This is a genomic window from Actinoplanes sp. CA-252034 (genome assembly GCF_050956125.1).
Lineage (GTDB): Bacteria > Actinomycetota > Actinomycetes > Mycobacteriales > Micromonosporaceae > Actinoplanes.
In genome coordinates this window covers 4029828-4055459 of sequence record NZ_CP191846.1, presented here as the reverse complement: position 1 = coordinate 4055459, position 25632 = coordinate 4029828, and the positions used below count along the sequence as shown (strand labels likewise).

General features: G+C 72.4%; 21 protein-coding genes. 10 read left to right on the top strand and 11 right to left on the bottom strand.

The window, feature by feature from the left end:
• Window positions 1–214 precede the first annotated feature (214 nt).
• From ACQPZW_RS18320 to ACQPZW_RS18305, 4 genes are all read left to right on the top strand, one after another.
• Complete coding sequence (locus ACQPZW_RS18320; RefSeq protein WP_433796106.1) at window positions 215–931, top strand: ABC transporter ATP-binding protein; 717 nt, start codon at window positions 215–217, stop codon at window positions 929–931.
• 86 nt (window positions 932–1017) lie between these two features.
• The gene (locus ACQPZW_RS18315) at window positions 1018–3279 is read left to right on the top strand and encodes an FtsX-like permease family protein (RefSeq protein ID WP_433796105.1); all 2262 of its coding nucleotides are present in this window, start codon (window positions 1018–1020) and stop codon (window positions 3277–3279) included.
• A gap of 19 nt (window positions 3280–3298) precedes the next feature.
• A complete protein-coding gene (locus ACQPZW_RS18310; RefSeq protein WP_433796104.1) occupies window positions 3299–4489 on the top strand; it encodes a sensor histidine kinase in 1191 nt (396 codons plus the stop codon).
• Complete coding sequence (locus tag ACQPZW_RS18305; RefSeq protein WP_433796103.1) at window positions 4486–5148, top strand: response regulator; 663 nt, start codon at window positions 4486–4488, stop codon at window positions 5146–5148. Before ACQPZW_RS18310 ends, ACQPZW_RS18305 begins: the two co-directional genes overlap by 4 nt.
• Before the next feature lie 21 nt (window positions 5149–5169).
• Here ACQPZW_RS18305 and ACQPZW_RS18300 read toward each other — a convergent pair whose 3' ends face one another.
• The gene (locus ACQPZW_RS18300; RefSeq protein WP_433796102.1) at window positions 5170–5847 is read right to left on the bottom strand and encodes a hypothetical protein; all 678 of its coding nucleotides are present in this window, start codon (window positions 5845–5847) and stop codon (window positions 5170–5172) included.
• Between the two features lie 136 nt (window positions 5848–5983).
• Between ACQPZW_RS18300 and ACQPZW_RS18295 the strand changes: the two genes are divergently transcribed.
• Window positions 5984–6538 carry a pyridoxamine 5'-phosphate oxidase family protein gene (locus tag ACQPZW_RS18295; protein WP_433796101.1) on the top strand — a complete coding sequence of 185 codons (555 nt, stop codon included), beginning with the start codon at window positions 5984–5986 and terminating at the stop codon, window positions 6536–6538.
• 68 nt (window positions 6539–6606) lie between these two features.
• Window positions 6607–7716, top strand: coding sequence for a hypothetical protein (locus ACQPZW_RS18290; RefSeq protein ID WP_433796100.1), 1110 nt, complete (start codon window positions 6607–6609; stop codon window positions 7714–7716).
• Here ACQPZW_RS18290 and ACQPZW_RS18285 read toward each other — a convergent pair.
• Together ACQPZW_RS18285 and ACQPZW_RS18280 are read right to left on the bottom strand one after the other, a co-directional pair.
• On the bottom strand, window positions 7706–8914 hold the full coding sequence (locus ACQPZW_RS18285; protein WP_433796099.1) for a helix-turn-helix domain-containing protein: 1209 nt from the start codon (window positions 8912–8914) through the stop codon (window positions 7706–7708). The two genes, ACQPZW_RS18290 and ACQPZW_RS18285, sit on opposite strands and share 11 nt — an antisense overlap.
• A gap of 56 nt (window positions 8915–8970) precedes the next feature.
• Window positions 8971–9585 carry a TetR/AcrR family transcriptional regulator gene (locus tag ACQPZW_RS18280; protein WP_433796098.1) on the bottom strand — a complete coding sequence of 205 codons (615 nt, stop codon included), beginning with the start codon at window positions 9583–9585 and terminating at the stop codon, window positions 8971–8973.
• A 97-nt stretch (window positions 9586–9682) separates the two neighbouring features.
• Between ACQPZW_RS18280 and ACQPZW_RS18275 the strand changes: the two genes are divergently transcribed.
• Entirely contained in the window at window positions 9683–11140 is a 1458-nt protein-coding gene (locus ACQPZW_RS18275) for an MFS transporter (protein ID WP_433796097.1), read from the top strand.
• Between the two features lie 17 nt (window positions 11141–11157).
• Here ACQPZW_RS18275 and ACQPZW_RS18270 read toward each other — a convergent pair whose 3' ends face one another.
• Window positions 11158–11553: a 6-carboxytetrahydropterin synthase gene (locus tag ACQPZW_RS18270; protein ID WP_433796096.1), complete on the bottom strand. Its 396-nt coding sequence runs from the start codon at window positions 11551–11553 to the stop codon at window positions 11158–11160.
• A 488-nt stretch (window positions 11554–12041) separates the two neighbouring features.
• On the opposite strand from ACQPZW_RS18270, the gene ACQPZW_RS18265 reads away from it, so the two are divergent.
• Window positions 12042–12224, top strand: a complete 183-nt coding sequence (locus tag ACQPZW_RS18265; protein ID WP_433796095.1) for a hypothetical protein — start codon at window positions 12042–12044, stop codon at window positions 12222–12224.
• 17 nt (window positions 12225–12241) lie between these two features.
• On the opposite strand, the gene ACQPZW_RS18260 is transcribed toward ACQPZW_RS18265, so the two are convergent.
• From ACQPZW_RS18260 to ACQPZW_RS18235, 6 genes are all read right to left on the bottom strand, one after another.
• Window positions 12242–13702 carry a diguanylate cyclase domain-containing protein gene (locus ACQPZW_RS18260; protein ID WP_433797571.1) on the bottom strand — a complete coding sequence of 487 codons (1461 nt, stop codon included), beginning with the start codon at window positions 13700–13702 and terminating at the stop codon, window positions 12242–12244.
• A 166-nt stretch (window positions 13703–13868) separates the two neighbouring features.
• A complete protein-coding gene (locus tag ACQPZW_RS18255; RefSeq protein WP_433796094.1) occupies window positions 13869–14690 on the bottom strand; it encodes an SDR family oxidoreductase in 822 nt (273 codons plus the stop codon).
• A complete protein-coding gene (locus ACQPZW_RS18250; protein ID WP_433796093.1) occupies window positions 14687–15826 on the bottom strand; it encodes an NAD(P)/FAD-dependent oxidoreductase in 1140 nt (379 codons plus the stop codon). Before ACQPZW_RS18250 ends, ACQPZW_RS18255 begins: the two co-directional genes overlap by 4 nt.
• Window positions 15823–16020 carry a ferredoxin gene (locus ACQPZW_RS18245; RefSeq protein WP_433796092.1) on the bottom strand — a complete coding sequence of 66 codons (198 nt, stop codon included), beginning with the start codon at window positions 16018–16020 and terminating at the stop codon, window positions 15823–15825. Before ACQPZW_RS18245 ends, ACQPZW_RS18250 begins: the two co-directional genes overlap by 4 nt.
• An 11-nt stretch (window positions 16021–16031) precedes the next feature.
• The gene (locus tag ACQPZW_RS18240; RefSeq protein WP_433796091.1) at window positions 16032–17231 is read right to left on the bottom strand and encodes a cytochrome P450; all 1200 of its coding nucleotides are present in this window, start codon (window positions 17229–17231) and stop codon (window positions 16032–16034) included.
• 71 nt (window positions 17232–17302) lie between these two features.
• Window positions 17303–17929 (bottom strand): response regulator transcription factor, encoded by a 627-nt coding sequence (locus ACQPZW_RS18235; protein ID WP_433796090.1) that lies wholly within the window; start codon window positions 17927–17929, stop codon window positions 17303–17305.
• Window positions 17930–18029: 100 nt separating this feature from the next.
• Between ACQPZW_RS18235 and ACQPZW_RS18230 the strand changes: the two genes are divergently transcribed.
• Together ACQPZW_RS18230 and ACQPZW_RS18225 are read left to right on the top strand one after the other, a co-directional pair.
• Window positions 18030–20063 (top strand): cellulose binding domain-containing protein, encoded by a 2034-nt coding sequence (locus ACQPZW_RS18230; protein WP_433796089.1) that lies wholly within the window; start codon window positions 18030–18032, stop codon window positions 20061–20063.
• A 113-nt stretch (window positions 20064–20176) separates the two neighbouring features.
• Entirely contained in the window at window positions 20177–23326 is a 3150-nt protein-coding gene (locus ACQPZW_RS18225; RefSeq protein WP_433796088.1) for a DUF4132 domain-containing protein, read from the top strand.
• 179 nt (window positions 23327–23505) lie between these two features.
• Here ACQPZW_RS18225 and ACQPZW_RS18220 read toward each other — a convergent pair whose 3' ends face one another.
• On the bottom strand, window positions 23506–25545 hold the full coding sequence (locus ACQPZW_RS18220; protein WP_433796087.1) for an ATP-binding response regulator: 2040 nt from the start codon (window positions 25543–25545) through the stop codon (window positions 23506–23508).
• Window positions 25546–25632 lie beyond the last annotated feature (87 nt).

Genomic DNA, 25632 nt, shown 5'->3' with positions numbered 1-25632 from the left:
TCACCGACGGAGAGCCGAGCAGTTCGACGAAGGCCGGCCGGTCTCCGGCCTGTGACTCGCGGAGCACCAACCGGGCGGTCCGGATCGGGTCGGGTGGCCACACGACAGGGGCGGAGTCGGTCATGCGCGAAGGCTACGAGTACGCCTCAAGTCGTACGCCCGGGTTCATCATCGGGGTGGACGCCGCCGGGACCGTACCTCCATAGCGTCGTGGATGTCCTTGATCGTCCACCTTCGGGAGCCGTCCGTGTCATCGTCACCCCTTCTCGTCGCCGATGAGGTGAGCAAGTCGTTCGGCGCCACGCGAGCCCTGGCCGGCGCGTCGTTGCAGGTCCATCCGGGTGAGGTCCTCGCGCTGACCGGGCCGTCCGGGTCGGGCAAGTCCACTCTGCTGCACTGCCTGTCGGGGATCCTCGCGCCCGACGCGGGTCGGATCACCTATGACGGCCGTGATCTGGTCGCGATGGGTGACCGGGAGCGGAGCGCGCTGCGGCGGGGCGCGTTCGGGTTCGTGTTCCAGTTCGGGCAGTTGGTGCCGGAGCTGACCTGCCTGGAGAACGTGGCGCTGCCGCTGCGGCTCGCCGGGGTACGCCGTCGTCCGGCCGAGCAGGCGGCCGGTGAGCTGCTGGCCCGGCTGGAGGTGAGCGACGTGGCCGGAAAGCGTCCCGGTCAGGCGTCCGGCGGCCAGGGCCAGCGGGTCGCCGTGGCCCGGGCGCTGATCACCACGCCGCGGGTGATCTTCGCCGACGAGCCGACCGGCGCGCTCGACTCGCGCAACGGTGACCAGGTGATCCGGCTGCTGGTCGCGGCGGCGCGGGAGCGTGGCAGCGCGGTCGTGCTGGTCACGCACGAGGAACGGATCGCCGCTTGCGCGGACCGGGTGGTCGCCTTCCACGACGGCGCGAACGTGACCACGGCGGCCCTCCGATGAGAGAGCCGCGCCCGAAAGCGACCGAACCCGGCGGCCACCCGATGCGAGAGCCGCACCCGAAAGCGACCGAACCCGGCGGCCGCCTGATGAGAGAGCTGCTGCTCGGGGTGCGGCTCAGCGTGGCCGGTGGCCGCGGCGGCTGGCTGCGGCTCGCCCTGATCGCGGCCGGTGTGGGTCTCGGCGTGGGAATGCTGCTGGTGCTGGCGGCGGCCCCGACGGCCGTCGCCGCACGGGAGGAGCGGCGCAACGACCGGGAGGCGGGCGCGGCCGTCGAGCAGCCGGGTCCGGGGACGCTGCTGGCCCTGACCGTGGAGACCCGGTTCCGGGAGGAGGCCGTCCGCGGCCGGATACTGCGCCCGGACGGTGACCGCGCGCCGGCGCCGCCGGGACTGACACGGCTGCCGGCGGCGGGTGAGCTGTTCGTCTCGCCCGCGCTGGCCGAGCTGATCGACGGGCCGGGTGGCGCGGTGCTGGCCGAGCGCTGGTCGGCACGGGTGGCCGGGACGATCGCGCCGGACGGGCTGTCGGGCCCGGACGAGATGTGGTTCTACGCCGGTTCGGCGACCCTGACCGTGGAGGGCGGAGCCACCCGGATCGCGTCGTTCGGCGCGGACCGGCAGCCGACGACCGACGCGATGATCGTGGTGCTCGCCGTGATCGGGGCGGCCGTCATGCTGATGCCGGTGCTGGTGTTCGTGACGACCGCGGTGCGGTTCGGCAGTGAGAGCCGGGAACGGCAGCTCGCCGCGATCCGGCTGGTCGGCGCCGACAGCGCGATGACGCGACGGATCGCGGCCGGGGACGCGCTGGTCGGGGCGATGCTGGGCCTGGCCGTCGGCGGGGCGGTCTTCCTCGGGCTGCGCCACGTCGTGGGCACTGTCGTTCCGGCGGACTTCAGCCCGTACCCCTCCGATCTGCGCCCGGCGCCGCTGCTTCTCGCGCTGATCCTGCTGATCGTGCCGGCCGGCGCGGTCCTGGTGACGTTCGCGGCGTTGCGCCGGGTCGTCATCGAGCCGCTCGGCGTCGTCCGGCAGAGCACCGCCCGCCGTCGGCGGCTCTGGTGGCGGCTGGTCCCTCCGGCGGCCGGTGCCGCGCTGCTGTATCCGCTGCTCGGCGGACTGCCGGAGGAGGTCGGTGACGGGACTCGTGCCCAGCTGGCGGCGGGGGCGATCCTGCTGCTGGTGGGAGTGGTGGTGCTGCTGCCCTGGCTGGTTCAGGCGCTGGTGCGGCGGCTCGGCGCCGGGAGCGTCGGGTGGCAACTGGGTGTGCGGCGGCTGCAGCTGGACAGCGACACCGCGGTCCGGTCGGTGTCGGGCATCGCCGTCTCGGTCGCCGGGATCATCGCCGTTCAGGGGCTGCTCGGCGCGTCGATCGCGGCCACGAGCGGGGCGCAGCCTCCGGACGACCGGTTCCAGATCGTCGTCTACACCAACGGCGCCGACGGCACCGGCTGGGCGGAGGCCCTGACGGGCACGCCGGGGGTGAAGGCGGTGGAGACGTCCGGCTACGGCTATCTGCGGGGCGGTTCGGAGGATCAAGGCGGCGCTTCGGTACGGGTGGGCGACTGCGAGGTCCTGCGCCAGTACGCCCCGCTGCCCTCGTGCGCCGACGGCGACAGCTTCGCGACCGTGATGACGGGCTGGGAGAACACGGAGGAGGTCACCGGGGACGCCTTCTACGGCACCGACGACAGGGTCCCGCTCTCCAGGTGGACGGTCCCGGCCGGGCTGCCCGAGGTGACGCTCTACCCGAGCGAGGCCGGGCCCATGTCGTACCTGGCGACGCCGGCCGCTCTGAAGATCCGGCCCGACCTGCGCGGACTGAACGTGGACGGCTACCTGATCCGCCTCGATCCGGCCGATCCGGATGCCGTCGAGCGGGTCCGCAACACCATGACGCGGCTCGCCCCGGCCGCGCCGGTGCAGCTGTTCGGCGACGACCGGATCGGCGACCAGTTCGCAGGGGCCCGGCAGGTGGCGCAGGGGTGTGCGGTCCTGCTGCTGCTGTTCATCGGCGCGAGCATGCTCGTCAACGTTACCGAGCAGCTGCGGGAACGGCGCCGGCTGCTGGCGGTGCTCGCCGCGTTCGGCACCCGGCGCCGGACCCTGTCGGCGTCGGTGCTCTACCAGATCGCGATTCCGGCGTCGGTCGGCCTGCTGCTGGCGGTGGCGGTCGGCAGCGGCCTGTCGGCGGTGCTGCTCGCGGCCACCCGCGCGCCGGTCGTGGTCGACTGGCCGGCGATCACGCTGATGGCCGCCGCGGTCGCCGTGATGATCATGGCGGTGACCGGGGCCGGACTGCCGCTGCTGTTCCGGCTGTCACAGGTCCGGGAGCTGCGCAGTGAGTGAACGTCCTAGGCTGACCGGCATGCGGGTACGCGTACCGACCGTCGGCGGGATCTCCCCGGTCGACCTGCTCGTCTCGATCTCGGTGGCCGGCCTGTCGACATGGTGGTGGCATCAGTTCCGCGCGGGTGGGGTCGCCTTCGGGCTGCTCGCCGGGACGGTGCTGCTGTGGCGCCGCCGGTATCCGATGGCCGTGCTTGCCGCCGTGGTCGCGCTGACCACGGCGACGGCCACGATCAAGGTCAACGAGAGCCAGTTGCACGAGGGCATGCTGCTGGTGACGCTGGCGTGCGCGATGTATGCGGTCATCGTGCACGCCGTGACACTGCGGCGCGCCGTGGCCGGCGGACTGATCGCCTCGCTGGCCGCCGCACTCGTGCTGCCCCTGCAGAACAACGTCGCGGCCGGACTCGCCGAGATCAGGCTGTGGGACATCGGGAGCGCAGCCGGGCTCGTCGTGGGCTACGGCGGCGTCATCTGGGCGGTGGGGCTCAGCGTGCGCTATCTCGGGCAGTTCCGGGCGAACGCGGCCGAGCGCCGGATCAGCGCCGAACGCGAGCGCCGGGACAACACCCGGATCGCGATCGCCGAGGAACGCGCCCGGATCGCCCGGGAACTGCACGACATCGTCGCCCACTCGCTGTCGGTGATCGTCCTGCAGGCCAACGGGGCGACCTACGCCTTCGACCGCGATCAGGGGCGGGCCCGCGAGGCGTTACGGATCATCGGCGCCACCGGGGCGGACGCCCTCGACGAGATCCGCCAGCTCGTCGAGTTGCTCCGCAGTGACGATGGGGCGGTCGACCGTACCCCCGCTGCTCTTGATCAGATCGAGGCGGTGGTGCAGCGGGCCCGGGACGCGGGCCTGGCCGCCGCCCTCACCGTGCGGGGCACGCCTCCGGACGTGCCCGGCGGGGTGGCCCTCGCGGTCTGCCGGATCGTGCAGGAGTCACTGACCAACATCCGCAGACACGCCGGCCCGCGCCCGGTCGCCGCCGTGATGATCGACTACCGGCCGGACCGCATCGAGATCGAGGTGACCGACTCCGGCACCGGCGTGCAACCGACGTCGGGCGGCGGGCTCGGCCTGGTCGGCATGCGCGAGCGGGTGGCGCTCTACGGCGGGACCTTCGAGGCCGGGCCACGACCGGACGGCGGCTGGCGCGTCCACGCCGGCCTGCCGCTGACCGGCGCACGGGCGGTGACCGGATGATCCGGGTCGTGCTCGTCGACGACCAGCACCTGGTCCGGGCCGGGTTCCGGATGGTCCTCGACTACCAGGACGACATGGCCGTGGTCGGCGAGGCCGGCGACGGCGAGGAGGCGCTACGGCTGCTGCGGAACACCCCCGCCGACGTCGTCGTGATGGACCTGCGGATGCCGGTGATGGACGGGGTGACCGCGACCCGGCGGATCTGTGCCGGCGGGCCTCTGCCCCGGGTGCTGGTGCTGACCACGTTCGACACCGACGAGGAGGCGTTCGCGGCGCTGCAGGCCGGGGCGAGCGGGTTCCTGCTCAAGAGCGTGCCGCCGGACGACCTGCTCAAGGCGATCCGGGTGGTGGCCGGTGGAGAGTCCGTGGTGGCACCCCGGGTGACCCGCCGGCTGCTGGACCGGTTCGCCGGGCGGCTGGCCGCGAACGATTACAGCGACCCGGGATCGCACGGGCTCACCGACCGGGAGCGGGAGGTGCTGTTGCTGGTGGCGCAGGGCCTGTCGAACCTGGAGATCAGCGGCCGCCTGCAGGTGGCCGAGGCGACCGTGAAGACCCACATCGGCCGGATCCTCAACAAGCTGGGGCTGCGCGACCGGGTGCAGGCGGTGGTCTTCGCCTACGAGTCCGGCCTGGTCCGGCCGGGCAGCCCGCCCTGACAGTCCTCCGGGTCCTGGTCGCTATTCGCAGGGCTCGAACGCGTTGGTGATGTAGGCGATCCTGCCGGAGCCGTCCTCGTGATCGCCGGCCCACACCATCGTGGGCTGGGCCGCCGTGGTGATCCAGTACATCTGGAACACCTCGTCCCAGCGGGTCGTCGCCCCCGGGATCAGGCGTTTCGCCTCGTCGACGGTCGTGGCCGTCGTGATGCCGTGCGGCAGCGTGACCCGCGCCGGGATCCGGCCGGCGCCGATGGTCCATCCGACCAGGCGGTCCGGTCCGGCCGGGACGAGACTCACCGTCAGCGCACCCCAGGTAAGGGTACGACGGGGGCTCGCCGAAGCATCCAGCTCGCAGCCCTTGCCGTCGACCGCCCGGTCCGGTGCGCCGAGGGTTCGGCGCAGCATCCGTTCCGCGGCCTTGGCGGACCCGCCGACCTTGACCGACCCGACCGCCGTCGGCGTCAGCTTCAGCGCGGTGTGCGATGTGTAGCCCGGATCACCGCTGGGCGCGCTCCCTACCGGGCCCGGCCCGTCTCCCGCCGCGCCCGGCACACCTCCCGTCGCGCTGGGCCCGCCCTGAATCGCACCCGGCCCTTTCGCCGGGCCCGGCTCGCTCCGGGCGGGCGTGGTCAGTGTGGTGATCAGGGCGGCGGTGGCGACCAGGCAGGTCAGGCGCAGAGCGAGAGAAGACGGCATCGGCTCATCATCGGCTGCCGCGGGCCCGCAGCACCGTGGCACGGCCCGGCCGGTCCCCCGGTTCGCCCGTCCGCGTGACGACCGGTGGGTGGGAATCCCGTCCCGGCGTCTTGCGGTGGCCGGGCACGATCGGGGCATGAAGGTGCATGACGAGATCAGTGGACGGCTCCGGGCGTTCATCGAGGCGCAGCCGATGTTCTTCGTGGCGACCGCGCCGACCGGGCCGGGCGGGCACGTCAACGTCTCCCCCAAGGGCATGTCGGGCACGTTCGTGGTGCTCGGTGGGCACCGGGTCGCCTACCTCGACTATCACGGCAGCGGCGCCGAGACGACCGCCCACCTCGACGAGAACGGGCGGATCACGCTGATGTTCTGCGCCTTCCAGGGCCCGCCGAACATCGTGCGCCTGCACGGCCACGGCCGTACGGTGCCGGTGACGTCACCGGAGTTCGCCGAGATGCTGGCGCTGTTCCCGTCGCCGCCGGACACGCACGGCGTCCGCTCGGTGATCGACGTCGCCGTGGAGCGGGTCAGCGACTCCTGTGGTTACGCGGTCCCGCTGATGTCCTACGAGGGCGACCGTGACCTGCTCGTCCGCGCCCACGAGCGACGCTCCGAAGCCGACCTGGCCGAGTACCGCCGGGTGAAGAACGGCGTCAGCATCGACGGCCGCCCCGTCTACGCCGACTGAGCCGCTACCCGCCTGCCGGGCGCGAATACCCACTGGTCGTTCCGGCCCGAGTCGGGCAGCCTGTGACGATGATCGACAAGGCGCGCCGGGAGCTGCAGCGGATGCGGGAGACGCCGGAGGCGTGGCGGGAGCTGCGGTACGAGAGAGGTACCGGGGCGGACGGCTACGACTTCGACGTGAACGCCGTACGGCGGGCGCAGGTGCTGTGGGCTCTGCAGTACGACCGGCGGCCCGGCGATCTCGCGCTCGTGCGGTGGGTGGCCGGTGCGGAGGCGCAGTGCCGGCGGGAGGCGCCGTTCCAGGGGCTGACCCGGGAGACCGAGTTGGCCGGGTTCCTGCTCGCCGAGTATCGGCAGGTCGAGGACGTCTGGACGCAGTGGGACCTGAAACGGGCGAACTTCGACACGTGGTGCGGCTACGACATCGAGCACGTGCTCGCCGCGGGCGTCGAGACGACCCTTGCTTTCGTACGCGACAGCGGTCACCCGTACCGCCGAGAGGTCCTTGATCGTCTCCTCGGCGACGACGGGCGGCCGGAGTCCTCCGAAGAGGACGTGGCGGAGTGGGCGCAGAGCCGGCGACATGACTTCCCGGGTGACCCGGCCGGCGAGGATCCGCTCACCTGGATCGAACGCGCCAAACTGGCCGGCGACGACGACCTGGCGCGGCAGTGGCTGGACCGCTGGGCCGCCGATCGTCCGCGGGACGAGGACATGTTGACGCAGCTGCGCTACCAGCTCGCCGATCTCGGCGACTTCGCCGCGGCGGCCGCGGCCAAGCGGGAGCTGCTGGCGTTCGCCGTCAGCGCGTGGGACCGCGCGTCTGCGTGGGTGAGTCTCGCCGAGCTCGAACGCCGGGCCGGCGACCACGCGGCGGCCTGGGAGGCGTTGCGCGAGTGCGGCCGGGCGCTGGAGGACGTGTCCGACTGGGCCGAGGTGGGGCTGGGCCGGATGTTCGTCCACGAGCTGTTCCTGCTGGCGGGCGCGGCCGGGAACGACCTGGCCGGGGTGGTGTTCGCCGAGGCCCACCGGCAGGCGGCCGTGGTGCCGGACCTGTCACTGGTCGCGCTGCAGGCCGCCACCGAAGCGGCCGTCCGCGTCGGCGACCGGGAACGGTCGGGCCACTACCGCCGGTTGCGCGACGCCGAGCAGCGGCGCATCGACGAGCTCATGCCGTGACCTGCAGGCGCTCGGCGAGGCCGCGCAGCTCGGTGCCGCCGGCGCTGCGGTTCGAGCGGTCCAGCAGGGTCCGGGTGGTCTCGCGGGTCAGGGCGGACGTGTGCACGTGCTGGGGCGCCAGCCGTTCGGCGGTGAGCAGGAAGCGGATCGCCTCCCGGTCACGGCCGCGCAGCCGGGCCAGTGCCCGCGCCGTGTCGGCGTAGTAGAAGACCTGCCGGAAGCCGACCGGCAGCGCCGCCGGGTCGGTGCCACCGGCGATCGCGGCGGCCAGGTCGGGATCGCCACCGTCGGCTTCGATGCCGATCCGCCAGATGGACACGTTGGTGGGACCGAAGTAGAGGCCCATCGTCGACGTCTCGCCGGTGTGGGCGGCCAGTTCGGCGGCCTCGGCCGACCAGGCTCGGCTGTCGTCGGGACGCCCGGACCCGCGGCAGGCCAGCGCGCAGATCAGCAGCAACGAGCCCAGCACCTCGGTGACGCCGGCCCGGCCGGGATGGGCGCGCAGCTCGTCGACCGCGCGTTCGGCCAGGGTGAGTCCGCGCTGGTAGGAGCCGCAGCCGGTGGCTGCGCAGGCACGGGCGTAGGCGGCGTACCCCAACAGTGCCGGGTCGCCGGAGGCCGCGGCGGCATCACGGCAGCGCTCGGCCCCGAGCCACGCGTCGGCGGGACGGCCCAGGTTGCGCAGCACCGACGAGGCGATGAAGGTGACGTCGCACAGCAGCCGGACAGCGGTCTGCCGCTGCGGGCCGGCGGCGGCCGCGTGCAGGTCACGCAGCAGGGCGGGGATCAGCCGGGCGGCACCGGCGTAGTCGCACGCCTGGCGGAGCGTGTCGACCAGCGTGATCGTACGGGCCAGCTCGGTCACCGGCGTCGACGACGGGACGGCCGGCTCGGTCAGGTCGACGTCGACCAGCGCCTGCCGGATGGCGTGCACGTACGCGTGCGCGGCGACGACGTCCCGATCCGCGGCCGGGACCGCCACCCCGGTCAGCTCGGCGGGCGCGCAGTCCAGTGCGGCCGCGATGTCGGCAAGCGTGAACCGGTTGTCGGCGGCCTGCCGGCCCCGCTCGATCCGGCTCCACGTGGCATGGGAGATCCCGGCCCGGCTGGCCGCGAACCGCACGCTCCATCCGCGCAGCTGACGGCGTGCCCGGATGCGTTCCCCGATGTCGGGGTCACCGCTCGGTCGTGGTGTCATGCCCGGGACCGTAACCTGCCCGGCGGACGGTTCCGGTACATGCCCGCACCACCGGTTCAGCGGGCGGACGCGCCGTAGACCAGGCGCAGGATCGCGTCGGTGAGGGTGTCGAGGACCTCGTCGTCGTCGTAGCCGTCCGGGTCGGCGTAGACGTCGGCGAACACGGTGGCGCGCAGGTTGACGGCCATGCGAGCGAGCAGGTCGGGTGGGCCGCCGACGGTAAGCCCGGCTCGGGCGTCGCGCCTGATGCGCTCGCTGAACAGTGAGCAGCCCCGGTCCAGCAGCCGGTCGCGGACCTGCATCACGTCGGGGCCGGGATCGGGGGCGATGAACGCCTCGCGCAGCCACCGGCCGTCGACCCGCCACCGGGCGAGACCCGCCGCGAGGCTGCGGCGCAGGGCCTCACGGTCGAGGCCGTCGGCGGCCATCCACTCGGCCATCTCCAGGTCGGCCTCGGCGATCCCCTGATCGACGATCGCGGCGAGCAGCGCCTGCTTGGACTCGAAGTAGAAGTAGAAGCCGGAGCGGGTGATTCCGGCAGCGGTGGCCAGCTCGTCGATCGTGACCTGGCTGATCGGCTTGTCGCGGAAGACGGCCCGCGCGGCGTCGACCAGGGTCTGCTCCCTCTGGTCGCCTTTCGTGGGGGCACGGCGGCTTCTGATGGCTGGCACGGCGCCGACTCTACAGGCCATCAAATGTAATTGACGCCGCATCTTTGGTTTTTGACGCGGTGTTGAAAATCCTTGGCGGCGGGTCTACGTTCGGCGCATGCCCTTCAGAACGCGGTTGGCGCTGCCCGTCGCCTCGTACGTCGTCCTGCTCGTCTCCGCCTTGCAGACCCTCGTCGTCCCGGTCGTCGCCGACATCCAAGCCGACCTGGGGATCTCCACCACCGCCGCCAGTTGGGTGGTGACCGCCAACCTGCTGGCCGCCGCGGTGCTCACGCCGATGCTCGGCCGTCTCGGCGACCTGTACGGCCGCCGCACCGTGATGCTCGGCGTCCTCACCGTCGTCCTGCTCGGCTCGATCCTCGCCGCCACCACCTCCAGCCTTCCGCTGCTCCTCCTCGGCCGAGTCGCCCAGGCCGCCAGCTTCGGGCTCTTCCCGCTGGCCATCGGCGTGCTGCGCGAAGAGCTGCCACCGCATCGCCTGACCGGCGCGATGGCCATGGTCAGCGGCATGCTGTCGGTCGGCGCCGGGCTCGGCCTGGTCATCACCGGCCTGCTGATGCGCCCCGGCGGTGACTACCACCGGCTGTTCTGGCTGGCCACCCTGCTGACCCTGATCGGCCTGGCCGGGGCCTGGCTGCTGACCGCCCGCCCCGGAGCCGCCACCGGCACCATCGACTGGGCCGGCGCCGCCCTGCTCGGCCTCGGCCTCGTGCTGCTCCTGCTCCCCCTGGCCGAGGGCAACAGCTGGGGCTGGGGCTCGGCGCGCGTGCTCGGCCTGCTGGCCGGCTCCGCCGTCGTCCTGACCCTGTTCGTCCTCCTCGAACGGCGCGTCACGCATCCACTGGTCAGCACCCGGATGCTCAGCCATCGCCCGATCGTGGTGGCCAACGCCGCCGGGCTGTACCTGGGCTTCTCGATGTTCGCCGTGTTCCTGGCGGTCTCCACTCTGGTGCAGACCCCACCCGCGGTGGCCGGGTACGGCTTCGGTGCCTCGGTGCTCGCCACCAGCCTGATCTACCTGCTCCCCGGCACCGCCAGCGGCGTGATCACGGCACCACTCGGCGGCCGGCTGGTCGCCCGGTTCGGCGCCAAGGCCACGCTGGTGATCGCCGCCGTGCTGGCCGGCGCCGGCTTCGCCTGGCTCGCGGTGCTGCACGCGGCCACCTGGCAGGTCATCGCCGGGGCGCTGGCGGTCAACACCGCGGTCACCTTCGGGTACGCCGCCCTGCCCGCCCTGCTCATCGCCCACGTCGAGCCCGCCGAGACCGGCATCGCCAACAGCGTCAACTCGATCGCCCGCTCCGTCGGCATGTCCCTGGGCACCGCGTTCGTGGTGACCATGACGACCCGCAACCCGATCCCCGGCCCGCTGCCGCTGCCGCACGAGTCACAGCTGGTGACCGTCTTCGTGGTCAGCGCCGTCCTGGCCGCGGCCGCCGCCACCGCCGTGGGCCTGCTGCTGCCACGAGCCCGCCGGCCGAGACTCACCGTGGCCGAGGTGGAGGCCGACGAGGTGCTGGGCGCGGCCGGGCTCGACGTGCCGGTCCGCCACTGAGCGCCACCGGCGGCCGGTCACCGCCCCGGCCCGGCCGCCGGTGAGTAGCGGGTGGTCACACCGAACGTCTCGTCCCTCAACTCCACGTAGGCCAGTTGCGGGATCCGGTCTGCCAACCGCCGGAACAGATGCCGGGCCACCAGCTCGAAGGTCGGCCGGAAATCGAACAGCGCCGTCCACGGTGCCGCGCTCAGCTCGGCGCAGCACCGGTCGACGATCTCCCCGGTCGCGTCGGTGTCGAAGAACCAGCCCCGCTCGGTGAGCTGCTCCTCCCCGAAGTCGACAGCGACCACGAGCACGACCGGGATGCTGTCACCGGCGGGGATCAGCGATCGCCCACGGGCGGCGCGCACCGGTGACGGCAGCCCCTGAACGGCTGGGAACCGTCGCTCGATCTCGACCCGGAACGCCATGATGGTCGCTCCTCAGAACCGGACCCGGAGCGGCGGTCGCCGTCTCGGTTCCTCCAGCGGCGGATCAGGGACGTCGAGCACGGAGGTCACTCTAGGGGACCCGATGAGAAATCGAGTTCCCTCCACGGCGTGGTGTCCTGGCCGGACTTGGCGACATCGTCGGCGAAGTCCGCACCCCGGTCCCCGGTGGCCTGCCGCCCCGGTGAGCGGGGCCGGACCGGCCATGGTGGATGCCCAGACGGCGCGACGACTGGGCCGAGCATCGCCGAGGGTGGCGACTCAGCGCAGTCGTGGCATAGACTCCCGGTAGTTTCCCGCCTCCGGTGACGCGGCGGCCGGGTGTCACACCGAAGCAATCGCTCTCGGCGGCAAACGAGTGCGATTCGTGTCAACGCGAGACCAGTTCGTGAAGCTGGTCGGGTTGATGTCGGATCGCCCTCGACCAGCGATCCGTGATCGGCTCGGCCCCAGAGGTCGAGAGGCGGAACGTGGGACTCCCTGATCTGGCCCCGGTCGTTGAACACGGCCCCTGGGCCATCGCGCTGGTCATCGGCATACCCATGGTCGGGAAGATCATCATCACGGCGGTCGCCCTGCGTGGTTCCGAGCCCAAGGACCGGCCGGGCATCATCAAGGCTGTGGCGGAGCTGTTCCGGTGGCGCCGGCCGTAGCACGATCCCGCATCGGCTCAGCCGGCTCGGGCGAGAGCGATCGGGTCGGCGGCGTCGTCGCGGTAGGGGCGGATCGTGCCCTTGCCCGCGGCCTTCGCCTCGTACATCGCTATGTCGGCTCTGCGCAACAGCTCACTCAGGGGGTGGGCGCCGGCGGCCAGGCCGATGCTGCCGCCGACCGTCACCCGCTCGCCCTGGGTGCCGATCGGGGCGGCCACCGCCGTGAGGATGCGGTCGCCCAACTCGCGGGCCGTTCCGTCGGTGGCCGGTGTGGTCAGAACCAGCGCGAACTCGTCACCGCCCAGGCGTACGACCAGGTCACCGGGACGGGCCGTCTCGGTCAGGCGGGCGGCCACGGTCACCAGGACGTCGTCGCCGGCGGCGTGGCCCAGGCGGTCGTTGACCGGCTTGAAGCCGTCCAGGTCGAGCAGCAGGACCGCTCCGGCACCCGCGGTCTCGACCATGCGGCGGCCCAGGTCGTTGAACGCGGCGCGGTTGTGCAGGCCGGTCAGCGCGTCGTGGTGCGCCTGGTAGGCGAGGGCGGCCTGCTGCTGTTCGAGGGTGACCGCCAGCCGGCCGACGATGGCGACCGTCATGAACTGGCGGCCCAGGATCAGCGTGAACGTGACCAGCAGGATCCAGACGACCGGGGCGGGCAGCATGTCGTCGCGCAGCAGCTCGGCGGCGGTCGTCACCACGGCCAGCAGGATCGGGACGTACGGGAGGATCACCCAGCGGCCGGCGAAGTGACGGTCGGTGCCGGTCGGGGCGGACTCGGGCACGCGGACCCGGCTCGCGATCATGACGAGGCCGGCGGCCAGGACGAACCCGGCTCCGGCCCCACCGGTGTGCCAGGGCTGGCCGACCACCTGGTTGCGCAGGCCCAGAAGCGCGGCGATCGCCAGCACGACAGCGGCGGAACCGAGCAGCCGGGGGCCGTCGCCGGACGCCTCGGGCAGATTGCGGGACATCATCACCAGGGCGACCGTGGCGGCGACGACCTCGGGCGCGATCAGGGCGGCGGTGTAGCCGCTGTCGGTGATGCCGGCGACCGCACCGCGCGCCGGATCGAGGACGTACAGCCAGGTCAGGGCCAGGACAGCGCCGGAGACCGCGGCCACGTCGAACAGGCCCCGAAAGCCTTCGGCGGCTCCCAGCGGCGGACTGCTCAGGTGCATGCCCACCGGCAACAGCAGCGCCGCGGCGACCGAGAGCACGGCCCCTGCGACGCCGGCGACCGGCAGCGGATGGGTCTCGCCGGCCAGGAACAGCGCGTTCGCCGTCGCCCACATGGCGGTGGAAGCCGTGGCCACCGTCATCGCGGCCCGGCCACGGCCCTGTTCGGCCCGGATCCGGCGGCCGAACCCGACGGCGGCGGCGCCGGCCAGGAACACGATGATCGCGTCCGAGAGGCTGCGTCCGGCCGGCGGCGAGACGAACGGCACGATCAGCTGGAACACGGCCGCGACGACGATCACTGCCGACAAGCGCGCACGCAGAGACCTCGTCACGGCCCCTACAACGGCGACCGCCGCACCGATCTGAGAAGAACAGCCGGACCGCCCGGCGGGATACCGCGCGGCTCAGCGGGACCGAAAGTGATATAGCGCGACCGGCCGGTCGGCCCGGTGGATACGGCGCGGCTCAGCTCGGCCGGTGGTGGCGCAACCAGGCGGCCTGGCCGCCGTCGACGAGCAGGTCGGTTCCGGTGATGTAGAGGGAGTGCGGGCCGGTCAGGAAGGCGGCCGCGTCGGCGATCTCGGCGGGTGTTCCGGTACGGCCGGCCCCGCACGCCTGCAGCATGGCCATCATGTGCTCACCCGACGACGACTGCTGTTCGGCCCGCGCCATCGCCGTCGAGACGACGCCGGGGCTGATCGTGTTGATGCGGGCGCCACGACGGCTGTAGGCCAGGGCCGCGGCCTGGACGCGCACCTGGTTGGCGCGTTTCGCGAGGATGTAGGCGCCGACCGGGTCGCCGGTGAAGCCGGTGATCAGGTCGAGGTCGAGCAGCCCGGCCGTGGGGGTGGTGGCCAGGGTGTGTTCGTCGTCGGCGCCGAGCCGGGCGTAGTGCCCGGCCATGCTGGCCACGCAGACGATCGCGGTGCCGTGGCCCGCGAGTGGCTCGAACGCGTCGATCAGATAGGCAGTTCCGGCCAGGTCCACCCGCATGATCGTGTCCACGGTGGAGCCGGCGGCCGAGACGCCGGCGGTGTGGACGACGGCGGCGAGACGGCCGAGCTCGGCGGCGGAGGCGGCGAGCTCGGCAACCGCCGGCTGGTCGGCGATGTCGGTGATCCGGCCGCGGGCGTCGTAGCCTTCGGCGCGCAGGGCGGTGAGGGTGCGGTCGAGGTGGTCCGGGACGGTGTCGGCGATCAGCAGGGTGCGGCCGCTGCCGAGGCGGCGGGCGACGGCGGCGCCCATGCCCCCGACACCGGTCACGACGACGACATCGGGTGTGTTCATGGTCGACCCCCGGAAGCGATGGCCTGACGCCAGGGGCGGACGGCCTTGGGTGGCATGTCGACGGCCAGGACGCCGACGAGACGGCCGTTGCTGCGGTAGGTGGCGAGGAGACGGCGGTCGGCCAGGGCGCCTTCGACGACGGTGAACTCGTCGTGGCCACGCAGGTGGCCATACGCGTGGATCTTGAGGTTGTACTGGTCGGACCAGAAATACGGGACCGGGGCGAACGGGCGGTTCGCGCCGAGCAGGTTGCGGGCGGCGGCCATGCCCTGTTCGGCGGCGTTGGTGCGGTGTTCGAGGCGCATCGAGACGCCGAACAGCGGGTTGTGCCAGCGGGCGACGTCACCGGCCGCGTAGATGCCGGGGGCCGCCGCGCAGTACCGATCACAGACCAGGCCGTCGTCGAGGGTCAGTCCGGAGCCGGCCAGCCAGTCGGTGTTCGGGATCGAGCCGACGGCGACCAGCACCTCGCCGGCGGCGACCGTCGTGCCGTCGTCGAGCCGCACTCCCCCGTCGACCAGCGATTCCACGGTGACACCGGTGCGCACGTCGACGCCCTTCTCCCGGTGCACGCCGGCGAGCATCCGGCCGACCGGTTCGCCGACGGCGTGGGCCAGCGGCACGGGCGCGGGCTCCAGCAGGGTGACGGCGCATCCGAGGCGGGTGGCCACGGCGGCGCATTCCGCGCCGAGAAACCCGGCGCCGACGATGGCCAGGGCGGTGCCGGGACGCAGCCTCTTGCGCCATTCGAGAGCCTGTTCGATCGTACGGATGAAAGGTTGCGAATCCTCGGAAAGCGGTCGTGGTCGCACCCCGGTGGCCACGACGAGCCCGTCGTAGGGCACGTCAGTGCCGTCGCTCAGGGTGACCAGCCGCCGGGCGGTGTCGAGTCCGGTCGCCCGCACGCCGCGTCGTTCGTCGAGCCCGAGCGCGCTGATCTGCTCCGGCGTGCGCAGCCGGATGCGGTCGGCCTCCCACTCCCCCGCGAGGATCTGTTTGGACAGCGGCGGCCGGTCGTAGAACGCCTCGGTCTCCTCGCCGACCACGGTGATCGTGCCGCCGAACCCTTCCCGGCGCAGCGTCTCCACCGTGGCCAGCCCGGCCGCCGAAGCGCCGACGACGACGATCCGGTTCACTCCTCGACCAGCCGGATCGCCGCCGCCGGGCAGACCGCCGCTGCTTCCCGGACCGCTTCGTGCTGGTCGTCGCCGGGTGTCTCGTCCAGGACGATCGCGACGCCGTCGTCCTCGCGCTGGTCGAAGACGCCGGGCGCGACCATGGCGCACTGCCCGGCGGCGACGCACTTGGGCTCGTCGAACTCGATCCGCATGACGGTTCCTCTCACCAGGTGACCGGGAGTGACTTGAGGCCGTAGGCGACGCCTTCCATGGCGAACTCGACCTCCTCGAACGGCACCGCGAGCGCGAGTGTCGGGATGCGGCGGTAGAGAGTGCCGTAGACGACCTGCAGTTCGACGCGGGCGAGCGACTGGCCGAGGCACTGGTGGGCGCCGTAGCCGAACGCGTGGTGGGTGCGCGCCGGGCGGGCCAGGTCGAGCCGGTCGGGCTCGGGGTAGGCGGCCGGGTCGTAGTTGGCGCCGGCCAGGTCGAAGATGACGCCGTCGCCGGCCCGGATGGTGGTGCCGTGCAGCTCGATGTCCTCGATCGCGATGCGGCGGATGCCGGTGTGCACGATCGTCAGGTAGCGCAGCAGTTCCTCGGCGGCGTTGGCGACGAACTTCGGGTCGTCGCCGTGCTCGCGCAGCAGGGCCAGTTGGTCGGGGTCGTGCAGCAGGGCGAGCGTGCCGAGGGAGATCATGCTGGCGCTGGTCTCGTGCCCGGCGATGAGGATGGCGCTGCCCATGGTGACGGCCTCGGCGAAGGTCATCTCCCCGGCGGTGACCCGGGCGCCCATCTCGGACAGCACGTCGTCGGCGGGTTCGGCGATCTTGCGGGTGAGCAGGGCGCCGAGGTATTCACCGAGGCCCTGACCGGCCTGGGCGCCGTCTTCGGGGTCGGTGTCGTGGCTGATCGCGCGGCGGCTGGCGGCCTGGAAGAACTCGTGGTCCTCGTAGGGGACGCCGAGGATCTGCGTGATCACCAGGGTCGGCACCGGCAGGGCGATGCTCTGCACCAGATCGGCCGGGTTGGGGCCGGCGAGCAGGTCGTCGACGAGGCGGTCGATGGTCTCCTGGATCCGCGGGCGCAGCGCCTCGACCCGTTTGACCATGAAGGGCCCGTTGACGGTACGCCGTAGCCGCGTGTGCTCGGGCGGGTCGGTGTTGGTGATCAGCTCGGGGATGTGCGGGGCGAGCGCGGCCCGGGAGCGGGTCATGTGCGGGTAGCCGGGCTTCTTCTCGTCGATGCTCAGCCGGGGGTCGTTGAGCAGATCGCGCTGGTCGGCGTGCCGGGTGATGAACCACGGGGTGCTGCCGTCCCAGATCCGGACCCGGCTGACCGGCTCGGCCTCGCGGATGGCGGCGGCCGGCGCGAACGGGCAGCCGGCCTCGCGTGTCATCGGATAGTAGGGCGTGTCAGACATGCCCGTCAGGCAACCAAGGTCGCCTGACAGGAGCCGGACACGAACCTGACAGAACCCGGACGTGACCCAGGTCACTCCAAGCGGTAGCCGAAGCCCCTCTTCGTGTGGATGAGCGCGGGGCCGACCTTCTGCCGGAGCCGGGAGACGAGGCGCTCGATGGTGTTGAGGTCGCGGGACTCACCCCACACGCCCTGCGCCAGCTGCTCCTTGGACAGCACACGCCCGGCGTTGAGCAGCAGGTGGCGTAGCAGCCGGTACTCGGCGGGGGTGACGTCGAGTGGACGGTCGCCGCGCCAGGCCTGATAGACGACCTCGTCGAGGGTCAGGTCGCCGTGGCGCAGCACGGTCTGGCGCAACTGCACGCGGACCCGGGCGAGCAGCTCGGGGATGCGGCACGGTTTGGTCACCCAGTCCTCGACCTCGGTGCCGATCTCGGGCAGCAGCAGGTCGAGGGCGTCGCAGGTGGTCATGCAGATGATCGGCGGCCGGTCGGTGAGGAACGGGCGCGCGCGGGCCAGGTCGTACAGGTCGGGGATGTCGACGTCGACGACGATCAGGTCGGCGCGGTCGACGTGGGCCATGGCCTCGGTCCCGGTCGTGACCGGGGTGACCAGGTAACCGGCCGCGATGAGCCGGTCGGTGAGCGACACCCGCAGCGGCTCCTCCGGGACGATCACGAGCACATGCTGATTCCTCACCGGTCCAGCATGCCGCAGCCGTTTTGTTTCATTGACATCTTTCTTTTGTTACGTCAAAGATGGGAGCGCTCCCAACATCCCCCTCGTTCGTGGAGACACTGTGAAGAAGATCCCCTCTCTTGCGGGCGCGCTCCTGCTCGCCGCCGTCACCGCCGTCCTCCCCCCGCCCAGCGGCGCCCGGGCCGCCGCGGCCGCCGACACCCGCGTCGACATCGATGTACGTGCCGGGCTCGCCACCGTCGGCGCCACCGCCGTCGGCGTCAACCACGCCATCTGGGATTCCCAGCTCGGCACCCCGGCCGTCGCCGACCTGCTGGGCGACGCCGGCGTGACGATGCTGCGCTATCCGGGCGGCTCCTACGCCGACATCTACCACTGGCGCGACCACACCGCGCCCGGCGGCTACGTCGCCCCGAACACCGACTTCGACACCTTCATGGCCGGGGCGCAGCGCACCGGCGCGGAGCCGATGATCATCGCGAACTACGGCACCGGCACCGCCCAGGAGGCCGCCGACTGGGTGCGGTACGCCAACGTCACCAAGGGCTACGACGCCACCTACTGGACCATCGGCAACGAGAACTACGGCAACGGTCACTACGGCTCGGCCTGGGAGGCCGACGACCACGCCGACAAGAGCCCCAAGCAGTATGCCGCCGAGGTCGTCGCCTACTCGCGGGCGATGAAGGCCGTCGACCCGACGATCAAGGTCGGCGCCGTGCTCACCATGCCGGGGAACTGGCCGGACGGCATCGTCGGCACGGGCGACACCGGCACCTGGAACCAGGAGGTGCTGACCCGCGCCGGGTCGGCCATCGACTTCGTCGACGTTCACTGGTATCCGGGCGGCGGCACCCCCGCCGAGACCCTCACCCGGACCGCGCACATCCCGGACGCCGTCCACCTGCTGCGCCGGCAGATCGACCAGTACGCGGGAGCCGGAGCGAGCCGGATCGGGATCAGCATGACCGAGACCAATGTCGAGGTCGGCCGCAACACCCAGCCCGGCGCGCTCTTCCTCGCCGACGTCTACGGCGGGCTGCTCGCCCAGGGCGTGTTCACCGTCCAGTGGTGGAACGTCCACAACGGCCTCGGCACCGTCTCCGAGGTGGCCGGCGAGACCGACTACGGCGACTACGGGCTGCTGTCCAGCGGCAACTGCAACGCCGACAACACGGTCTGCCAGCCGCCGCTGAACACGCCGTTCGCGCCCTATCACGCGCTGTCGCTGGTCGGGGACCTCGCCCGGCCCGGAGACCGGTTCGTCGGAACCGGCAGCGACAACGGGCTGGTCAGCGCCCACGCGGTGCGGCGGGCCAACGGGGACCTCGCGGTGCTGCTGGTCAACAAGGACCCGGACAGCGCGCACACTGTCGCGCTCAACTACCAGGGGTTCGAGCCGGCATCGGGGGCGCCCGCGGTGGCGTCCTTCGGCAACGGCGACGACGGGGTCAGCACCGGGGCCGTGGGCAGCGCCACCGCGCAGACGCTGGAGCCCTACTCCATCTCGCTGGTCACGGTGCGGTCCGGGCGTACCGAGTCGGGATCGCCGAAGGCGCCCGGGCAGCCGACGGCCACCGTGACCGACCGGACCGCGACCATCTCCTGGCCGGCCGGCGCGGCCGGGCTGAAATACGAGGTGTACCGGCAGAACGGCGGGATCAGCGAGCAGCTCGGCGAGACCACCGCGACGTCACTGACCGTCGGGAACCTGGAGCCCGGCCGCCGGTACACGGTCAACGTGCTCGCGCGTGACGGATCCGGGCGGCGCTCGCAGGCGTCACCGCCGGTCACCTTCACCACCGGGGCGCCGGCGACCTCGTCCTGCACGGTCAAGTTCCTCGACACCAACGACTGGGGCAACGGGTACGTCGGCACGATCGACATCACCAACAACTCGACCGCCCCGATCAACGGGTGGACCCTGGCGTTCACCTGGCCCACCGGCTGGCAGAACGTGAGCAGCGGGTGGAGTGCCAACTGGAGCCAGGACGGGCGTACCGTCCGGGTGGCCAGCGACGGCGCACTGGCCGCGGGCGCGACCGCCAACGTCGGGTTCGTCGGGAGCTACAGCGGGCCCAACGTGCTGCCGACCGTGTTCACGCTCAACGGAACGGTCTGCGCCGGCGCCTGATTCTTTGTCGTACCCCGCCACTACTCTTCGGGCTGTTCTCACGGGGAGAGGTGGATCAGGTGGGCGTAGCTCCGGCGATCGTCAAACGGAACCGGTATGTACGAAGGGGCAGTGTGGACGCTCCGCCGTTCGTGATCGACACGAGCGGCGGGGCGGCCGCCGAGAAGCGGATCGCTGACGGCCTCTCGCTTCTGCAGCCGATCCTCGACGAGCCCGGGACGTCCGGGCAGATCGCCACAGCGGCCCGCGCCTGGCTCGACGGCGATCCCGACGCGGCGCCGATCGGGGCGGCGGCGATCATCCCGGCGCTGGGCATCCACATCGACCACCCGGAGTCGGCGGAGGATATCCTCACGCCGATCGCCGACGCCTGGATCGCCCGGCGCGGCCTGGTCTTCGCCGCACGGGCCGCTGTCGAGCACGCCCTGATGATCTGCAACGAGCGCGAACGCCCCCAGGGCGGGTTCCACCGCGGTGCCCTGTATCTGACCAGCAACCGTGGCGTGAGCGGCTACACCGGCCCGGTGCAGCAGATCCTGCTGCGGGTGCGTGCCGCGGTGGCCGTCGCCTCCGACAGCGACTATGCGCGGGTGGTCGAGGTGATCCGGCCCTACCGCGACCTGGGCTGGACGGCTCGCGTCGCCACCTCCGTCCTGCTGCCCGGCGAGCACGACTGGGTCGAGCAGGACATCGCCGGCCACGCCGGATCGGCGTCGGCCGAGGACCTGCTCCTCGCGGCGGGCACGAAGCAGCAGGCGGACCGGCTCGCCCCGCACATCGGCGCCTGGTGGTGGCGCGCCACGCTGCCCTTCATCGCCACCGTCGCCGACGGGGTCGGCCCGGCCGCCGCCGGAGCGCTGCTGACCTGGTTCGACATCCCCAACCAGACCGCCGACGTCCAGCAGCGGATCCTGGCGGTCCTCGTCGAGCTCGACGGCGACGAGGTCATCACCGAGCTGCTGGCCCGGCTCGACCGCAAGTATGTGCCCGGCGCCGTGCTCGACGCGGCCGCCCGCTTCCCCGCCCGGGCGATGCGGCTGTTCGCCGAGGCCGGGTCCCCGCTGCTACGCGCCCACGTGCTGGCCCATCCCGACCTGGTCGACGAGGTCGTGCCGTCGCTGAGCGCCGAGGCCGCCGAGCGGGTGCGCGAGCTGGCCGCCGCCGCTGCCGCCATCGAGTACGCCCCGATCAGCGCCGTCCCCCCGGTCCTGGCGAGCCCGCCGTGGCTGGGCCGGGCCAAAGCCCCGAAGCCGGTCGTCATCGCCGGCCTGAGCTGCGACGATCCGGCGACCATGGAGTGGCGCGACGGCGAGTGCGACCGATGGCTCAACACCCCGGGCGACTGGGGACGGCCCTGGGCCACCTGGGAGGAGCTCGCCGAGCGCCTGCCCAGGGGCGAACACGACTGGTGGGCGGCGACGCTGTTCACCGGCGGCCCCGAGGAGCTGGTCCAGCCGCTGCTGTCGACGTGGCGGCCCGGCAGGGCGGCGGTCTACGACCAGTGGGTGAAGGTCGCCGCCGCACGGTTCGGGCTCGACGCCCTGCCACTGCTGCAGGCCGCGGCGGAGCGCGTGCCCACTCTGGCCGACGTGCTGCTGCCCTACACCTCACCGGCGATCGCCACGCTCATGGCCGACCGCTACGCCCGGGTCAAGAGCGCCCGCCCGGCGGCGCTCGCCTGGCTGCTGCGGCACGCCGGTTCCGCGGCGCGGGCGCTGATCCCGGCCGCGCTCGGCAAAGCCGGACCGGCGCGGCGGCAGGCCGAGACGGCGCTGCTGGCACTGCCCGCCGACACGGTCCGCGCGGCGGCGTCCGGGCATGGGCCGGCGGCGGCCGCGGCCGTCGACGCGCTGCTGGCCCGTGACCCGCTGACGCTGCTGCCCGCCAGACTCCCGGCGAATCCGGCGTGGGCCGTGCCCGCGATGCTGCCGCCGATTCGGCTGCGCGGCGGCTCGGGGGCGCTCCCACCGGCCGCCGTCGACACGCTGATCACCATGCTGGCGATCTCCCGCATGGACGAGCCGTATGCGGGCGTCGCCCTCGCCGCCGAGGCGTGCGAGCCGGGCGACCTGGCCGCGTTCGTGTGGGGACTGCTCGACGCCTGGCAGCTCGCCGGCGCCGACCCCAAGCAGAGCTGGGTGCTCGACGCGCTGGCGCTGCTCGGCGACGACACGACCGTGCAGCGGCTGACGCCGTTGATCCTCGCGTGGCCGGGTGAGGGCGGGCACACCAAAGCGGTCGCCGGGGTCCGGGTACTGGCCACGATCGGCACCGGCGCGGCGCTGATGCGGCTCTACGGGATCTCCCAGCGCGCCAGGTTCAAGGCGCTCAAGACCGCCGCCCAGGAGAAGGTCAGCGAGGTGGCCGACTCTCTCGGGCTCACCGCCGAGCAGCTGGCCGACCGGCTCGTGCCCGACTTCGGGCTCTCCCCCGACGGGAGCATGACCCTCGACTACGGGTCGCGGCAGTTCACCGTCGGCTTCGACGAGCAGCTCAAACCGTATGTCAGCGATGCGGCCGGCAAGCGCCTGGCGGCCCTGCCGAAACCGTCGACGCCACTCGCCGAGGAGACGTACAAACAGTTCGCCGCCCTGAAGAAGGAGGTGCGGACGGTCGCCGTCGATCAGGTGCGGCGGCTGGAGCAGGCCATGGCCGGCGGCCGGCGGTGGACACCGGAGGAGTTCGCACAGTATTTCGCCGGGCATCCGCTGCTACGGCACATCGTGCGGCGGCTGGTCTGGGCCGTGTCGAACGGTGACTCGTTCCGGGTCTGTGAGGACTCCACCTACGCCGACGGCGCCGACGAGCCGTACACCCCGCCCGCGGACGTCACGGTCGGTGTGGCGCACCCGCTCGACCTGGACGAGACCGCCGCGGCACAGTGGGCCGCGATCTTCGCCGACTACGAGATCGTCCAGCCGTTCGCGCAGCTCGGCCGGGAGACCTACACCGCCGGCGACATCAGCCGGGTGATCGGCGTCGAGGTGCCCTCCACGAAGGTGCTCGGGCTGGAGCGGCGCGGCTGGCGTCGGGAGGCGCCGCGGGACGCCGGGGTGCAGGGCCGGATCGAGCGGATCGTCGGCGGCCTCACCGTGGTGGTCGAGCTCGATCCGGGCATCCCCGTCGGCGAACCCGATCTCCTCGGCGATCAGAGACTGGAGGACGTCCACGTCCACGGCACCCCGGGCCGGCAGCCGTTCACCGCGCTGGGCCAGGTCGCCGCCTCGGAGGTGATCCGGGACCTGATGCTCATCACCGCTTGATTTTGGGCCGGGGCCCGGCAGCACCCGCGCCCCGGCGGCCCGGTTGGCGCCCGGCCGCGGCTCGGACCTGGCCGGGCCGGTTCCGGCGGGTCGGGACGGGTCCCGCGGCTCGGCTCGGGCCGGGTTCGGCGGCTCGGGCCGGGTTCGGCGGCTCGGCTCGGGCCGGCTGCCCGGGTTGGTCAGCGGGTGGCACCCGCCTCGGACGAGCCGGATGCCAGCACCGCGCCGATCGCCTCGCGCAGTTCGGCGCCGGTGAACGGTTTGGCGATGATGGTGCGACCCGGTTCCAGGGTCGTGCCGTCCTCGGCGATCAGCGCCTCGGCGAAGCCGGAGATGAACACGACCCTCGTCTCCGGCCGGATGCCGAGCAGGTGGTGCGCCAGCTGACGGCCGTCCATGCCGGGCATCACCACATCGGTGACCAGGCAGTGGATCGGCCCGGGATGTCCTTCGGCCAGCGCCAGCGCGGCCAGCCCGTCGGGTGCGGAGAGCACCCGGTACCCACCCTTGGCGATGAACCGCTCGGCGGCCTTGCGCAACGGCTCGTCGTCGTCGACGAGCAGCACCGTGACGTCCCCGGCCCGGGCGCCCGCCCCGGCCGAGGGGCCGCCGGGCTGCTCGCCCGGCCCGGCCGGTGCCACGGCCGGCAGACACACCCGGACGGTCGTGCCGGATCCCGGCTCCGATGACAGCTCGATCGTGCCGCCCGCCTGAGTGACGATGCCGTGCGCCGTGGACAGGCCGAGACCGGCCGAGCGCACGTCCTGTTTCGTGGAGAAGAACGGCTCGAACGCGCGCCGCTGCACCTCGGACGTCATCCCGCAGCCGGTGTCGGTCACCTCGATCACCGCCATCCCGGCCCTCGGGTCGTGGGACGCGCTGATCGTGACCACACCGCCGTCGGACATCGCCTCGCCGGCGTTGCGCAGCAGGATGTGCAGCAGCCGGTCCAGTCCGCGCCGGTCGATGCGGGCCGCCGGAGTGTCGTCGGCCAGCCACACCGTGACGCTCACGTGCTCGGCGGTCAGCTCCCGGGCGAACGCGGCGATGAACCCCTTCAGCTGGACGATCACCGGCTCGTTGATCTCCCGGCGGCCGAACGCCAGCAGCTGCTCGGTCAGTTTGGTGGCCCGGCGGCCGCCCTGCGTCACCTGCTCCAGATCGTCGAGCATGCCGGTCGCGACCGCGTCGGCGATTCCCCCCGTCTCCTTCTCGTCGCTGATCGCGTCGCTGACCAGCTGCGAGAACCCGAGCATGGAGCCGAGCAGGTTGTTGAAGTCGTGGGCGATGCCTCCGGCCATCCGCCGCAGACTGTCCAGGCGCTCCGCGTCGTGGCCGGCGGCCTCCTGCAGCCTCTGCCGGGCCTCGTCGGCGACCCGTTGCTCGGCCGCCACCACGTCGGAGATGTCGTCGACCATGACGACCGCGCCGGCCATGTCGCTGCCGGTGTCCGGGAACGGCCGCAGGTGCACGCGCAGCCAGCGGTCGGACAGGTCCTCGCGGATCAGATGTGTCCGGTAACGGTGCTCGACCGCCGTCGTCGTGGTGTGGCGGACGGCGTCGACCACCTCCCTCCGTACGGCCGGGTCCAGGCAGATCAGCCAGCCGTTCCCGGCGAGCCGTCTGGCGGCCTGCCCGGTGATCTCGGCCAGCCGAGGGTTGACGTAGGTCGCTTCGCCGTCCGCGCCGAGCAGGGCGATCCCGACCGGTGACGCGGTCGCCATCGCCTCGAACTGTCGTTCCCGGTGCCGCAGCGCCCGGTCCTTCTCGACGAGTTTGGCGTTGACCGCCTGGCTGTGCACCCGGGCGAAGTCGGCGGCCGAGCCGACGCTGACGTCGACCGGGCCGGCGGCGAGCACCTCGTCGACCGCGTCGAGCAGCTCCCGTGGGTCGGCGCCACGCAGCACCACACGCGACACCCCGCACGCGTCGGCGATCGGCCGGGTCTCCGGCTCCAGGTAGTTGGCGGTGTAGAAGATGACCGGCGAGCTGGCGGTCACCGGGTCGTCGTCGGACCGCAGCCGGTGCACCAGTTCCAGGCCGTCGATGCCGGGCATCAGCACGTCCGAGACCACGATGTCGGGGTGCTGTGACCGCACCACGTCCAGCGCGTCGACGCCGTCGCTGGCTTCGAGCACCTCGTGGCCACGGCAGCTGAGCAGCATGGTCACCAGGTCACGATTCTCGGCTACGTCGTCGACGACCAGGACGGTTGCCATGCCGGCCTCCTCATAGGTAACGCTATTCAGAATCTTCCTCTCAAAGCACCCCGAAAGTGGTAACTCAGAGAAATGCCTCCGTCAGCT

Coding starts and splice junctions, on each gene's coding strand:
- ACQPZW_RS18320 (WP_433796106.1), top strand. CDS start 215: ATGTCCTTGATCGTCCACCTTCGGGAGCCGTCCGTGTCATCGTCACCC.
- ACQPZW_RS18315 (WP_433796105.1), top strand. CDS start 1,018: ATGAGAGAGCTGCTGCTCGGGGTGCGGCTCAGCGTGGCCGGTGGCCGC.
- ACQPZW_RS18310 (WP_433796104.1), top strand. CDS start 3,299: ATGCGGGTACGCGTACCGACCGTCGGCGGGATCTCCCCGGTCGACCTG.
- ACQPZW_RS18305 (WP_433796103.1), top strand. CDS start 4,486: ATGATCCGGGTCGTGCTCGTCGACGACCAGCACCTGGTCCGGGCCGGG.
- ACQPZW_RS18300 (WP_433796102.1), bottom strand. CDS start 5,847: ATGCCGTCTTCTCTCGCTCTGCGCCTGACCTGCCTGGTCGCCACCGCC.
- ACQPZW_RS18295 (WP_433796101.1), top strand. CDS start 5,984: ATGAAGGTGCATGACGAGATCAGTGGACGGCTCCGGGCGTTCATCGAG.
- ACQPZW_RS18290 (WP_433796100.1), top strand. CDS start 6,607: ATGATCGACAAGGCGCGCCGGGAGCTGCAGCGGATGCGGGAGACGCCG.
- ACQPZW_RS18285 (WP_433796099.1), bottom strand. CDS start 8,914: ATGACACCACGACCGAGCGGTGACCCCGACATCGGGGAACGCATCCGG.
- ACQPZW_RS18275 (WP_433796097.1), top strand. CDS start 9,683: ATGCCCTTCAGAACGCGGTTGGCGCTGCCCGTCGCCTCGTACGTCGTC.
- ACQPZW_RS18270 (WP_433796096.1), bottom strand. CDS start 11,553: ATGGCGTTCCGGGTCGAGATCGAGCGACGGTTCCCAGCCGTTCAGGGG.
- ACQPZW_RS18255 (WP_433796094.1), bottom strand. CDS start 14,690: ATGAACACACCCGATGTCGTCGTCGTGACCGGTGTCGGGGGCATGGGC.
- ACQPZW_RS18245 (WP_433796092.1), bottom strand. CDS start 16,020: ATGCGGATCGAGTTCGACGAGCCCAAGTGCGTCGCCGCCGGGCAGTGC.
- ACQPZW_RS18240 (WP_433796091.1), bottom strand. CDS start 17,231: ATGTCTGACACGCCCTACTATCCGATGACACGCGAGGCCGGCTGCCCG.
- ACQPZW_RS18220 (WP_433796087.1), bottom strand. CDS start 25,545: ATGGCAACCGTCCTGGTCGTCGACGACGTAGCCGAGAATCGTGACCTG.